This window comes from Streptococcus sp. 2021WUSS126 (assembly GCF_044427255.1).
Taxonomy (GTDB): Bacteria; Bacillota; Bacilli; order Lactobacillales; family Streptococcaceae; genus Streptococcus; species Streptococcus hashimotonensis.
Map to the genome: position 1 here is coordinate 41,394 of NZ_JAOTGI010000010.1, position 13,263 is coordinate 54,656.

At 39.9% G+C, this 13,263-nt stretch carries 11 protein-coding genes; 9 read left to right on the forward strand and 2 right to left on the reverse strand.

What is annotated here, in order from left to right:
- Positions 1-23 precede the first annotated feature (23 nt).
- Positions 24-791 carry a DNA/RNA non-specific endonuclease gene (locus ODU39_RS05665; protein ID WP_105148304.1) on the reverse strand — a complete coding sequence of 256 codons (768 nt, stop codon included), beginning with the start codon at positions 789-791 and terminating at the stop codon, positions 24-26.
- Positions 792-1,642: 851 nt separating this feature from the next.
- Between ODU39_RS05665 and ODU39_RS05670 the strand changes: the two genes are divergently transcribed.
- The 6 genes from ODU39_RS05670 to ODU39_RS05695 all read left to right on the forward strand — a co-directional run bounded on the left by ODU39_RS05670 (position 1,643) and on the right by ODU39_RS05695 (position 10,406).
- Positions 1,643-3,370, forward strand: a complete 1,728-nt coding sequence (locus ODU39_RS05670; protein ID WP_398579815.1) for an ABC transporter ATP-binding protein — start codon at positions 1,643-1,645, stop codon at positions 3,368-3,370.
- Entirely contained in the window at positions 3,370-5,109 is a 1,740-nt protein-coding gene (locus ODU39_RS05675; protein WP_014637634.1) for an ABC transporter ATP-binding protein, read from the forward strand. Before ODU39_RS05670 ends, ODU39_RS05675 begins: the two co-directional genes overlap by 1 nt.
- 53 nt (positions 5,110-5,162) lie before the next feature.
- A complete protein-coding gene (locus tag ODU39_RS05680) occupies positions 5,163-5,873 on the forward strand; it encodes an HAD-IA family hydrolase (RefSeq protein ID WP_172030235.1) in 711 nt (236 codons plus the stop codon).
- 491 nt (positions 5,874-6,364) lie between these two features.
- On the forward strand, positions 6,365-7,858 hold the full coding sequence (sly, locus tag ODU39_RS05685; RefSeq protein ID WP_079397084.1) for a cholesterol-dependent cytolysin suilysin: 1,494 nt from the start codon (positions 6,365-6,367) through the stop codon (positions 7,856-7,858).
- Positions 7,859-8,168: 310 nt separating this feature from the next.
- Positions 8,169-8,870, forward strand: coding sequence for an N-acetylmannosamine-6-phosphate 2-epimerase (locus tag ODU39_RS05690; RefSeq protein WP_044763506.1), 702 nt, complete (start codon positions 8,169-8,171; stop codon positions 8,868-8,870).
- Between the two features lie 27 nt (positions 8,871-8,897).
- On the forward strand, positions 8,898-10,406 hold the full coding sequence (locus ODU39_RS05695) for a PTS transporter subunit EIIC (protein ID WP_398579816.1): 1,509 nt from the start codon (positions 8,898-8,900) through the stop codon (positions 10,404-10,406).
- Positions 10,407-10,509: 103 nt separating this feature from the next.
- Here ODU39_RS05695 and ODU39_RS05700 read toward each other — a convergent pair whose 3' ends face one another.
- Positions 10,510-11,322, reverse strand: a complete 813-nt coding sequence (locus tag ODU39_RS05700) for a MurR/RpiR family transcriptional regulator (RefSeq protein ID WP_105150935.1) — start codon at positions 11,320-11,322, stop codon at positions 10,510-10,512.
- A gap of 99 nt (positions 11,323-11,421) precedes the next feature.
- On the opposite strand from ODU39_RS05700, the gene ybeY reads away from it, so the two are divergent.
- The 3 genes from ybeY to era are packed head-to-tail and all read left to right on the forward strand — an operon-like array spanning position 11,422 to position 13,217.
- Complete coding sequence (gene ybeY / locus ODU39_RS05705; protein WP_024393174.1) at positions 11,422-11,919, forward strand: rRNA maturation RNase YbeY; 498 nt, start codon at positions 11,422-11,424, stop codon at positions 11,917-11,919.
- Positions 11,900-12,301 (forward strand): diacylglycerol kinase family protein, encoded by a 402-nt coding sequence (locus tag ODU39_RS05710; RefSeq protein ID WP_274718194.1) that lies wholly within the window; start codon positions 11,900-11,902, stop codon positions 12,299-12,301. The genes ybeY and ODU39_RS05710 overlap by 20 nt, the downstream gene beginning before the upstream one ends.
- Before the next feature lie 16 nt (positions 12,302-12,317).
- Positions 12,318-13,217, forward strand: a complete 900-nt coding sequence (era, locus tag ODU39_RS05715; protein WP_002935752.1) for a GTPase Era — start codon at positions 12,318-12,320, stop codon at positions 13,215-13,217.
- Positions 13,218-13,263: the final 46 nt, after the last annotated feature.

Below are 13,263 nucleotides of genomic sequence, written 5' to 3' on the forward strand. Positions count from 1 at the left end.
GTTTTGCCAGCCTCTTATATTTTTTACCTAATAGTAGGAGACATGCCTGTCTCATAGTTAATTTCCGCTAAAGGTGATACATTTTCTAGTGTAACGGTAGTAATACCGTAATTGTCTACTACTTCTTTTTCGCCGCCTAAACTAATCTGTAACGCCTGCCCTTCTGAGTCAATACCAACATACTGCAAAATCACTTGACGAGGGACTAGTTCATTGTCTTGATATACCGGAGTTACTTTATAATCTAACCAATAGTTTGGGTGTAAAGCTAACCAGCTATCCAGTCTATTCTCGTAATAAAGCATTCCTTCTGGATTACTATCATTAGCTCCCGATAGGGCTCCTGTGTTAAGGTAGGCTGTCATGGTCACCAGGTTTCTAGCTTCGTTATTCAAACCGCTAAACTGATAACCAACTAAATGCCCCCTATTCATTAACCAAGTTTTTTTCCCGTTATATGGTACTTTGTAATTAAACCAACCAACAGGATTGTATGTTAAAGTTTCTCGTGTCAGCGTAGGTTCGTCTTGGTCTCTGAGCTGGATATGTGCATAGGTAGGTCGGTTGAGACTATCTAGCTCTCCAAGCGAAAGTTGTCTATTTTGTCCATCAAATGGCAATGTACCAGGGATATTACTAACATCCGTGCGAAGTTCGATATGTGAAGTACTCGGGAATTTCTTAATCCTCTTCCCGGTACTAGCTTGGCTAGGGATAGCGGAGAAAGCGGTTACAAAAATTAGCAAAGCAATTGCTAATTTTTTCCAAATGCAACGATATTGTGTAGACATATTAATATCTCCTTTGTTTTATTTTTCGATTTAATTGTATCACTAAAATAAAATCAATCAACTATAGTAATAAAAAGTCATGATAAAAAAATAATTCTCAATTTTTTTAATTTTTTTGCGAATTAAAACAGACGAAGAAGTTAGACTGCAGAGAAGCTGCAGGGGGTGATGAGGAAATTGGAGTCGTTGTCCCCAATTCGCTCCAAAAGTAAAAAAGAATGTATTAATGAGTTGTAAAAATAAATTTAAAATGCGATTAAATCGGCTATTTTACATTTCTACCAATACAAGTATTTTTAAAATATCCCAGAAACCAGCATAAATAAGGAACGGCCTATTCAGGCTGTTTTTTAAAAAAATCCCTTGACATGAATGTTTATTATGGTAGAATAAGGCTTAGAAATATGAAAGGAGTAAAACAAATGAACAAGCAACTTGTCATTCAGCAAGCTATTTTTTATCATACACTCCTTTCTAAGCAGGAAAACAAAGCTCATTGATGAACTTTTGTCGTTTTTCGTGGGCTATATTTTGAAACATTGAGACAATCAAGCACTGTGGCCATGGTGTGATAAAAATTGTCGACTATGTTCAAGAGCTGGTCTATTTTTGTGGACTTACGCAAGCCTAGGTGGAGTGAGATGCTTCCCTGGGCTTTTTTGTGCGCTTAGAAAGGTAATACTCTTCGAAAATCAAAATTATCCGTTGTCAACTTGCCTTGATGAACTCCAGTTCTATCTTCGACTTCGTTTCCTAGGCTACTTTTGATTTTCATTGAGTATAACGTCTATCAATTGTTGCTTATTGAATAAAGTGGCAAATGATAGGTTATAGATTTGTAAAGGAGATATATGTTTCGATTAATTTTTGACTACATCAAGCGTCATAAGTGGCTCTATCTATTGGTTGCTGTGACCTTGATTATTTATGACGCCACACTTTTGCTACCAACGCAAATCATTCAGCGGATGGTTGACATACTGACCAAGAATGAATTAACACAGACCATATTGGTTCAGGAGATGACCTTATTGTTATTGGTAACAGTGCTGAACTATGCAACAGCCTTCATTTGGCATCTGAAATTATTTCAGGCCTCTGTCAATTTCAAGTTTGATATGCAGCAACGTGCATTTAAAAAATTAGTGACCATGCGGACTCCATTTTATGAAAAATTCCGCTCAGGAGATGTCATGACTCGTTTTTCAACGGATGTGGATGGCCTGATGGAGATGGTGGGTTACGGTCTTATGATTGTCGTCTATGCAGGCGGTATGTTGGCTTTTATCATTCCCACGATGTTCTTTATTGATTGGAAAATTTCGCTAGTAGCTTTACTACCGATGCTGTTCATGACACTATGTATATTTTTTATCGGGAGAAAACAAGATAAGGCGATTGATGCCAATAGGGAAGCTGTAGCCCAGCTCAATAATGAAGTTTTGGAGGTCATCGAAGGCATTCGAGTGACTAGGGCTTATAGTAAAAAAGCAACTCAAAAGGCTCAATTTCAAGCTCGTACCAAGCAATTGGCCCAGGGTGGGGATCGCATCACTTCCTTGCAATCATTGTATAATCCATTAGCCACAGTCTGTTTGGGATTATCTACTATTTTCGTGCTTCTCATGGGGGCACAAGCCGTGAAAGCAGGGCAACTGACCTTGGGACAAGTAATTGCCCTTCAATTGTATGTCGGTTCGCTTTTAGAGCCGTTTTGGACACTAGCAGATTTCATCCTTGTTTATCAGACTGGTAAGACATCTTTTGAAAAACTGCAAGAGCTGATTGAGACGGGTGATGATTTGGAGGTTGATGGTTCTAAGGAAATTGCAGAGCTGTCTAGTATTTCCTTCAAAAATTATAGCTTTAGTTATCCACAGGCGGAAAGAGCCAGCCTACAGGACATCAATTGGACACTGAAAGCAGGGCAAACTGTAGGTATCGTTGGGAAGACTGGTTCGGGAAAAACGACCTTGGTTCGCCAATTCTTACGCCAGTATCCGATTGGTCAGGGAAATTTTTTCATCAATCATCAATCTGTTTTAGACTTTAAACGTTCTAGTATAGAGGAAAAAATTGGCTATGTTCCACAAGAACACATTTTGTTTTCAAGATCTGTTGGAGAAAATATTGCCCTTGGGAAAGTAGCTAGTAGCTCTGAGGAGATTGAACAAGCCATTTCCACAGCAGCTTTTAGTCAAGATTTAAAACGGATGAGTGACGGATTGGATACCATGATTGGTGAGCGGGGTGTGTCCATTTCTGGCGGTCAGAAGCAACGGATTTCCATTGCCCGTGCTTTCCTGCGAGAGCCAGACTTGCTAATTCTAGATGATTCTTTGTCGGCAGTGGATGCTCGGACAGAACGCCAGATTATCCAAAATATTCAAAAAGAGCGTGCGGGCAAAACCAATGTCATCGTGACCCATCGTCTATCTGCTGTCAATCATGCAGACTGGGTACTAGTCTTGGATGAGGGGCGTATCGTTGAGGAAGGGCGTCCAGCTAATTTGCTCGCCCAAAGAGGTTGGTACTATGAACAATACCAACGACAACAAAGCCAGGAAGGAGGAGAGTAATGACTATTTTAGGTTTTTTATTAAAACAAATCGGTCGTGTTAAGTGGCTATTTATAGTAGCTGTCGGCTTCTATCTATTGGCTTCGACCATGGTTCGATTGGCTCCTTTGCTGATTCAGCAGGCGATTGATGGACCGATTACGGATTTAAGCAAGGGTTTGCCCTTTGATGAAGCTGTTTTCTTAAACCAGTCAGTTCAATACATGGGAATGATTATTCTGGGAGCTATTGGCTTCTACCTATCTATGCGTTTACTCATGCATTGCGCCAATCGTATTGCTGAAAATCTACGTAATCAAGCCTACGATGTTATGCAACGGTTGCCTATTTCTTATTTTGATGATAAGCCCGCTGGAAAAATTGCAACTAGAATTGTCAATGATACAGAAACCCTGCGGACACAATTTTATGGGACCTTAGTTAATGCCTTTAACAATATTGTTCGTTTGCTCTTTACATACGGTGTCCTATTTTACATGAATAGGAGTCTCGGTTGGCTGATGTTACTCTTAATACCACTCTATATCGGCATTCAATTTGCTTACAAGAAAATGACAGACAAGCCAATGAAGGATTTTTATGATGCAAGGAGTGACGTCAATACGCAGGTGAATGAGACCATGAATGGTGCAAGTTTGATTCAACTTTTTGGACAAGAAGAGCGCATCATGAGAGAATTTGAAGTGACTGCTGATAAGATGCGTCGGGCAGATAATAAGATTATCTGGGCCCAGTCTCTTGCCACGTGGAATCTGAGTGGTTTTCTGCAAAATTTAGTCATTGCTGCGATTTTAACGGTAGTCGGCTATCAGTTTCTTGCAGGACAGGATGGAGTTACAGCTGGGAAACTCTTTGTTTATGTCAACTATATCGAAGGAGTCTTCATTGCTTTGGGAGCGCTGGTTCAACAGTTCCCAAATATGCTTCGCTCTTTTGAAACAGGTAAGCGTCTAATGGCCCTTCTAGAAGAAGAGGTGGAGGACGACTGTGATCGTATTTTGGAAGTTGAACAAGGGCAAGTCGTGTTTGAACACGTGAACTTTAGCTATGAAGAAAACAGACCAGTTTTGAAAGATATTACCATTCGGGCAGAAAAAGGAGAAACAGTTGCTCTGGTTGGGCATACTGGGTCTGGTAAGTCTTCTATTATGAACCTCCTCTATCGTTTCTATGATCCACAGGAGGGACGTGTACTGATTGATGGGAAAAATATCCGTGATTATTCTCGTGAAAGCCTGCGCAGTCACATGGGGATTGTTTTGCAAGATCCCTATCTCTTTACAGGGACGATTGCCAGCAATGTTTCCATGAATGAAGAGGAAGCAGATAGAACAAGAATCATGCAGGCGCTAGAAAAAGTTGGTGCAGGGCCTATGCTATCTCGCTTAGAGAAAGGGATTGATGAACCAGTTGTTGAGAAGGGGGCGGCCTTTTCAAGTGGGGAACGTCAGTTGATTGCCTTTGCGCGGACACTCTACTCTGACCCTAAAATTCTGATATTGGATGAAGCAACTTCTCATATTGATACGGAGACGGAAGAAATTATCCAACATGCTATGGAAGTGGTGAAAGAAGGTCGGACAACCTTTATTATTGCTCACCGACTTTCTACCATTCAAAATGCAGACCAGATTCTTGTCTTAGATCAAGGTCGAATTATTGAACATGGAAAACATGAAGAATTGGTTGCACGTGGTGGAGTATATGCTCAAATGCATGAGATTCAAGCAAAGGTGTAATAAGCAGTTAAAAATTCCAAGCTTTGGCTGGAATTTTTTGCTATAATTGACTCATGAAAGCCTTAATTTTTGATGTAGATGATACGCTTTATGACCAGATTCAACCGTTTGAACGTGCTTTGGAAAGACATATTGAAGTAGCAAGAGAGCAAATTGAACCACTCTACCTTTGCTTTCGCAGATATGCGGATGAAGTATTTAAAGCGACAGCAACTGGAAAGATGAGTCTGAAAGACAGTCATATTTATCGGATGAAACATGCTTTGGCAGATTTTGGGTATCAGGTGTCTGATGCAACAGCCTTAGCTATTCAAATAGATTATGATTATTTTCAAGGGCAGATAGAGCTCAGTCCAGTGTTTCCAGAAATATTTTCGTGGTGTCAGGCGCAAGGAATTACAATGGGGATTATTACGAATGGACCTTATAAACATCAGTTGAGAAAGATACGCACGATGGGGTTAGTTAATTGGTTTGAGCTAGAACATGTCCTTATTTCTGGACAAGTTGGTATCACAAAGCCAAATCCTGCTATTTTTCAACTAATGGAAGAACGTTTGGGGATGTCAGGCGAAGATATTTGTTATCTAGGGGATTCGTTTGAAAATGACATCATCGGGGCAAAAACAGCTGGTTGGCAAGCGGTCTGGTTTAATCACAGAAAACGGTCAGAGCCAGAAAGTTCCTTTCGGGCAGATTATATGATTGACGAATGGTCCAACCTGGATTCCCTTATCAAAAACATCATAAAGCCGATTGGATAAATAAAATGGAATAACTCTCTCAACAAGTTTTTAATAGGATTAGAAGCTAGTCGGGGGAGTTTTTGTGTTCAAAAAGAGGAGGTATAGACAATATGTAAAGACCCCCAGTTGAGAATTCGTGGATTTACCTGTACACTAGAATAAAAAAAAATCAACTTCTAACAGGAATTACCACACTCAATTGGAGGTCTTTACATATTGTCTATAATATCTAGCTGTTGTTGCAAATATTTATAAGTGATAATGTGTATGAAAAACTGACAGAAATTCAGAAAAACAGAAAATGAATAGGTTATTTACAGAAACGTTCCGGAAATTGTTGGAAAAACAACAAATAGAGGGCGCAATCTGTTTTTTGTCTGTTTTCCATCTCAAGAAGTCTTGACAACTTATCTAAAAAGGTGCAGAATGAATTTGCAAACGTTTGTTTTTTTAATACCATTTTTTATGTCTATTCATTTCATTAGTGAAAACATGAAAGGATAAAATTTATGAGAAAAAGTTCGCACTTGATTTTAAGCTCAATAGTCAGTTTGGCACTCGTAGGGGTCACACCATTGAGTGTTCTTGCAGATTCCAAACAAGATATTAATCAGTATTTTCAAAGCTTGACTTACGAGCCACAAGAGATTCTTACAAATGAGGGAGAATACATTGATAATCCGCCAGCAACAACTGGTATGTTAGAAAACGGACGTTTTGTGGTACTTCGCAGAGAAAAGAAGAATATTACGAACAATAGTGCAGATATTGCTGTTATTGATGCTAAGGCTGCAAATATTTATCCAGGTGCTTTATTGCGTGCTGACCAAAATCTTCTGGATAATAATCCAACGCTTATCAGTATTGCGCGGGGAGATCTGACGCTTAGTTTGAATTTACCTGGTTTGGCCAATGGGGATAGCCACACTGTTGTAAATTCTCCAACAAGAAGTACTGTTCGAACAGGGGTGAATAACCTTCTGTCTAAATGGAATAATACGTATGCTGGAGAGTATGGCAATACCCAAGCAGAGCTTCAATATGATGAAACAATGGCATACAGTATGTCACAATTAAAAACGAAGTTCGGAACCTCTTTTGAAAAAATTGCAGTACCATTAGATATCAATTTTGATGCCGTGAATTCGGGTGAAAAACAGGTTCAGATCATTAACTTTAAACAAATTTATTATACAGTTAGTGTTGATGAACCAGAATCTCCAAGCAAGCTTTTTGCAGAAGGGACAACTGTAGAAGATTTGCAACGAAATGGGATAACAGATGAGGTACCTCCTGTTTATGTTTCCAGCGTTTCTTATGGACGCTCTATGTTCATCAAGTTAGAAACTAGCAGTAGGAGTACCCAAGTTCAAGCCGCATTTAAAGCAGCCATCAAAGGCGTTGATATTAGTGGCAATGCTGAGTATCAAGACATTCTGAAAAATACTTCATTCTCTGCTTATATTTTTGGTGGGGATGCAGGTAGCGCAGCTACTGTTGTGAGCGGAAATATTGAAACACTGAAGAAGATTATTGAAGAAGGTGCAAGATACGGAAAACTCAATCCAGGTGTTCCGATTTCGTATTCAACCAACTTTGTCAAAGACAATAGACCTGCTCAGATTTTGAGCAATTCAGAGTACATAGAAACAACTTCAACCGTCCATAATAGTAGTGCATTGACATTGGACCATTCAGGTGCTTATGTTGCGAAATACAACATTACTTGGGAAGAAGTATCTTACAATGAAGCTGGAGAAGAAGTTTGGGAACCAAAAGCTTGGGATAAGAATGGTGTAAATCTGACCTCACACTGGAGTGAAACCATTCAAATTCCAGGAAATGCTCGCAATCTTCATGTCAATATTCAAGAATGTACAGGATTAGCATGGGAGTGGTGGAGAACAGTTTATGACAAAGATTTACCACTTGTTGGTCAACGTAAAATAACCATCTGGGGAACAACGTTATACCCACAGTATGCGGATGAGGTGATAGAGTAATCTGGCAATGTATTATACTCTCTTAGCCACAGAGGCTAGGAGCTAAACACTATTCGTCAGAAACTTATCACAAGAAAATGGTATTAAAATAAGGATTCTATTCAAATTTTGGGTAGAATCTTTTATATTTTCCTAAAAACTACTTTTAGGTATGAGAACTCGTTCTGAAACTATTTTCAGGATTTTTTGTATTTCTACAAAAATCGAAATTACATTCTAAATAAAAAGAGGTTATTGAAAAAATAATAATATACTATATAATAAATAATGTAAGCGCTATCTCTAGTATAGAGCAGAAAGGAATGACACAATGGGTACTATTAGTAAGACAGATTTAAAGCAACAAATTAAGGACGGTATTATCATTTCCTGTCAGGCTTTACCAGGCGAACCCCTGTATAGGGAAGAAGGCGGTATTATGCCTTTACTAGTCAAGGCTGCCCAAGAAGCAGGGGCTGTCGGTATTCGGGCCAATAGTGTACGGGATATTAAGGAGATAAAAGAAGTAACTACTTTGCCAATTATCGGAATTATCAAGCGAGACTATCCTCCACAAGAGCCCTTTATTACGGCTACGATGCGAGAAGTAGACGAGTTAGCAGCTCTAGATATTGAGGTCATTGCTCTTGATTGTACCAAGCGTGAGCGTTATGACGGACTCGATGTTGTTGATTTCATTAAGCAAATCAAGGAAAAATACCCCGAACAACTTTTTATGGCAGATATTTCAACCTTTGAGGAAGGATTAACTGCTTATGAAGCAGGCATCGATTTTGTTGGGACAACACTTTCGGGGTATACATCCTATAGTAGGCAGGAGGAGGGACCGGATATTGAATTGGTTGACCGCTTGTGCCGAGCAGGTATCGATGTGATAGCGGAAGGAAAAATACACTATCCTGACCAAGTAAAAATTATTCATGATTTAGGTGTGGCAGGAATTGTTGTAGGCGGTGCGATCACACGTCCAAAGGAAATCGCAGAGCGGTTTATTAGTGCTTTACATAAATAATAAATAGGTTATAGAAAGGAATGGAGTATGAATTTTAAGAAGTTTTCTCAGCTAGGGCAGGCCTTTATGCTGCCGATTTCAATTTTGCCTGTTGCTGGTCTCTTACTGGGAATTGGAGGCGCCCTATCAAATAGTAATGCTGTAGCACAATTTCCTGTATTGGATCAAGCGTGGTTGCAAGCTGTATTCACTATCATGAGTACGGCAGGTAGTGCGGTATTTGCGAATTTAGCGTTGATTTTTGCAATTGGTGTTGCTGTAGGTTTGGCAGATGCTGATAAGGGGACTGCTGGCCTATCTGCTGGGGTTGCATACTTGGTTTATACGGCTACTATTAGTGGATTTTTAACTCTTTTTGCAGATAAGGGAGCAAGCATTGATACTGGAGTTTTGGGCGCTTTAGCGATTGGTATCACCGTTGCAACTTTACACAATAAATACCGAAAAATTGAATTACCAGCCTTTCTTGGTTTCTTCGGAGGCTCGCGCTTTATTCCAATTATTTCATCATTTGCAGCAATTGCGATTGGCTCTATTTTTTATATAATTTGGCCACCGATTCAGAATTTGTTAGTTGATTTTGGTAAGGCAATAGCAGAGATGGGAAGTTTTGGAACCTTCTTATATGGTTTTGGATTACGTTTGACAGGTGCGTTTGGCGTACACCATACCATCTATCCAATGTTTTGGTATACTTCATTAGGTGGAAGTGAAGTGGTAGCAGGTGAGACAATCCAAGGTGCGCAAAATATTTTCTTTGCTCAATTAGCAGATGCGAATCACACAGGCTTATTTACTTATGGAACTCGATTTTTTGCTGGTCGATTTGCAACGATGATTTTTGGTCTACCAGCATCTTGTTTAGCTATGTATCACGCAATTCCTAAGGAAAATCGTAAGAAGGTTGGCAGTTTTTATTCAAGTAGTGCATTAACTTCCCTATTGACAGGAATTACTGAACCAATCGAGTTTTCTTTCTTGTTTGTTGCTCCATGGCTATATGTTGTTCATGCATTTTTAGATGGACTATCATTCTTAGTTGCGGATCTCTTGCAAATTCGTATTGGGAACTCATTTTCTGGAGGGCTTATTGATTACTTGATTTTTGGTGTTTTCCAAGGAAATGACAAAACCAATTGGCTTTATGTGATTCCTGTTGGTCTGCTTTGGGCAGCAGTTTATTATCTAGTTTTCAAATTTTTAGTAACCAAATTTCACGTGCTGGTTCCTGGTATGGAAAGTAGTGATCAAGCATCGCATTCTGAAAAAGTTTTATCAAACGGTTCTAGTCTTCGTGATAATGCAATTGCTATCATCGATGCTCTTGGTGGAGCAGATAATATTGAGAATGTGACTGCTTGTGCGACTCGATTAAGAGTATCGCTCAGAAATAGTGGTCTTGTGGATAAGGGAGTTATTCAGTCGATAGGTGCAACGGCTGTTTTGGATGTAAAAGGAGGAATACAGGCTATTTTCGGAGGTAAGGCTATTCTGTACAGCCAAGAAATCAATCAAATTCTTGGTCTTGAAGAATAGAGTTAGATTTAAGCGAATTAAAAGCATTCAAACTGTACCTATCGGGTATTTTTGAATGCTTTTTGTCTTATTAAGAGTGTTGTGTAATAGAAAGATGGATAAATTATTCTCTAATAGTTTGCTTGAAAATATTCTCTTTTTTCTCCTTGTCAATAGCTAAAAAATAGGCGTAGATAATATCTAGCATGATGAGCAGGGGAATTTGGGGTGAGATACGATTGCCGTAATTGAGGTGGCGGACAGAGGCGACTGGAATGATTTGGTCGAAAGTTGGATGGGGAAAACTCTTGGTTGTTAACAGGGCGGTAGGAATCCCCTTTTGAGCAGCCAGGTGGAGATGCTCCATGACCTCTTCTGTCTGACCAGACAGAGAAAGACCGATAACCAGGCAACTAGGGTCTAAAATAGTAGTTGTCCAAATAAGATTGTTTTTATCAGTAATTGCATCACAGACTACACCCAGTCGCATAAAGCGGGATTTGATTTCCATTGCAACCAAACCAGAACTGCCGATTCCGTAAAAATAGACACGCTTGCTACTGTCAATCAGTTTGGCAATCTCTTCCAATTTTTCTTCATCAACGAGTTTATTGGTAGCAGTTAGGATTTCCTCATAGTCTACCAAGACTTTTTTTGTTAAGCTCCGCTGTAATTTTTCAAAATGTTTATTCAAGTATTGTTGGTTATTCTGAAAGGCAAAGACAAATTCTCGATAACCGGAAAATCCACATTTTTTGGCAAAACGGGTAAGAGCAGATGGAGAAATGTGGAGTTGCTGTATAGTGTTTTCTTGGCTAAGATCGGCGCTAGATGGATCTAACTGAGTAAAATAACTGGCAATCTGCTTTTCAAGTCTAGTCATCTGATCCAGATGAGACTCAATGATGGCAGTGATGTGTTTCGGTGTTTGTAACATTTTCCATTCCTCTGATAGCTTCTGAGGACATTATACCACTAACCCCCCCTCATTGATAGGTTTTATGATATAATGGAAACGTAAAAGGAATGTAAGATTATGTATATTGAAATGATTGATGAAACAGGGCAGGTTTCTGCTCAAATGCAGGAGCAGATTACGGAATTGCTCCAGTTTGCTGCCGAAAAAATTGGCAAGCAGAATAAGGAAATGGCTGTGACCTTTGTGGACAATAAGCGTGTCCATGAGGTTAACTTGGAGTACCGAGGAATTGACCGTCCGACAGACGTTGTCAGCCTAGAATATAAGCCAGAGTCGGAGATTGTTTTTGATGAGGAAGACTTACTGGACAATCCGGAATTGGCTGAAATGATGGAAGATTTCGATGCCTACATTGGTGAATTGTATATTTCTATCGAAAAGGCGCGTGAGCAAGCTGAAGATTATGGTCATAGCTACGAGCGCGAAATGGGCTTTTTAGCTGTACACGGTTTTCTGCATATCAATGGCTATGATCATTATACGCCAGAAGAAGAAGCAGAAATGTTTGGTTTACAAGAAGAAATTTTGACGGCCTATGGACTTACAAGAGAATAATTCAAAAAATCGCTGGAAAAACCGAGAATTGATTGCAAGTCTAGAATTTGCAGTAACGGGTTTGTTGACGGCTTTCAAGGAAGAACGCAATATGAAGAAGCACCTTGCTTCTGCTGTCCTTGTTGTGCTTGCGGGACTTATTTTCCAAGTATCTGTGACAGAATGGCTCTTCCTCTTGCTTAGCATTAGTCTGGTTATCGCTTTTGAAATTGTGAATTCGGCTATTGAGAATGTGGTGGATTTGGCCTCAGACTATCATTTTTCTATGTTGGCAAAGAATGCAAAAGATATGGCAGCAGGGGCAGTCTTGTTTGTGTCAGGATTTGCCTTGTTGACAGGATTGATTATCTTTGTTCCGAAAATTTGGAACTTTATTTTTTAGAATATAAGGAGAATACATGACATTTAAGTCAGGTTTTGTGGCGATTTTAGGTCGTCCAAACGTTGGGAAATCAACCTTTCTCAACTATGTAATGGGGCAAAAAATTGCCATCATGAGCGATAAGGCTCAAACAACCCGTAACAAGATTATGGGGATTTATACAACAGAAGAAGAGCAGATTGTCTTCATTGACACACCAGGAATCCACAAGCCTAAGACGGCCTTGGGTGACTTTATGGTGGAATCTGCCTATAGCACCCTTCGTGAAGTGGACACGGTCCTCTTTATGGTGCCAGCCGATGAAAAACGAGGCAAGGGTGACGACATGATTATGGAACGCCTTAAACAGGCCAAGGTTCCAGTCATTTTAGTGGTTAACAAGATTGACAAGGTTCATCCAGACCAGCTTTTGGAACAGATTGATGATTTCCGTCAACAGATGGACTTCAAGGAAATTGTGCCAATTTCTGCTACCCAAGGGAACAATGTCAACCGTCTCATGGAAATTCTCAAGGAAAATCTGGATGAAGGTTTCCAGTATTTCCCAGCGGACCAAATCACTGACCACCCAGAACGTTTCTTGGTATCTGAGATGATTCGGGAGAAGGTTCTACACCTGACTCGTGAGGAAATTCCGCACTCTGTTGCCGTTGTTATCGAGTCCATGAAACGTGATGAATTTACCGACAAGGTCCATATCCGGGCGACAATTATGGTAGAGCGGGATAGCCAGAAAGGTATCATCATCGGCAAGCAAGGAGCCATGCTCAAGAAAATCGGATCCATGGCCCGTCGTGATATTGAATTGATGTTGGGCGACAAAGTCTTCCTCGAAACCTGGGTCAAAGTCAAGAAAAACTGGCGTGACAAAAAACTCGACCTCGCCGACTTTGGCTATAATGAGAAAGAGTATTAACAATGTCCGGGGGACGTTTTTAACCCGAGCCAAGAAATTGGAGAGC

Excerpts from the sequence above, each read along its gene's own strand:
- ODU39_RS05665 (WP_105148304.1), bottom strand. The coding sequence starts at position 791 with ATGTCTACACAATATCGTTGCATTTGGAAAAAATTAGCAATTGCTTTG.
- ODU39_RS05670 (WP_398579815.1), top strand. The coding sequence starts at position 1,643 with ATGTTTCGATTAATTTTTGACTACATCAAGCGTCATAAGTGGCTCTAT.
- ODU39_RS05675 (WP_014637634.1), top strand. The coding sequence starts at position 3,370 with ATGACTATTTTAGGTTTTTTATTAAAACAAATCGGTCGTGTTAAGTGG.
- ODU39_RS05680 (WP_172030235.1), top strand. The coding sequence starts at position 5,163 with ATGAAAGCCTTAATTTTTGATGTAGATGATACGCTTTATGACCAGATT.
- sly (WP_079397084.1), top strand. The coding sequence starts at position 6,365 with ATGAGAAAAAGTTCGCACTTGATTTTAAGCTCAATAGTCAGTTTGGCA.
- ODU39_RS05690 (WP_044763506.1), top strand. The coding sequence starts at position 8,169 with ATGGGTACTATTAGTAAGACAGATTTAAAGCAACAAATTAAGGACGGT.
- ODU39_RS05695 (WP_398579816.1), top strand. The coding sequence starts at position 8,898 with ATGAATTTTAAGAAGTTTTCTCAGCTAGGGCAGGCCTTTATGCTGCCG.
- ODU39_RS05700 (WP_105150935.1), bottom strand. The coding sequence starts at position 11,322 with ATGTTACAAACACCGAAACACATCACTGCCATCATTGAGTCTCATCTG.
- ybeY (WP_024393174.1), top strand. The coding sequence starts at position 11,422 with ATGTATATTGAAATGATTGATGAAACAGGGCAGGTTTCTGCTCAAATG.
- ODU39_RS05710 (WP_274718194.1), top strand. The coding sequence starts at position 11,900 with ATGGACTTACAAGAGAATAATTCAAAAAATCGCTGGAAAAACCGAGAA.
- era (WP_002935752.1), top strand. The coding sequence starts at position 12,318 with ATGACATTTAAGTCAGGTTTTGTGGCGATTTTAGGTCGTCCAAACGTT.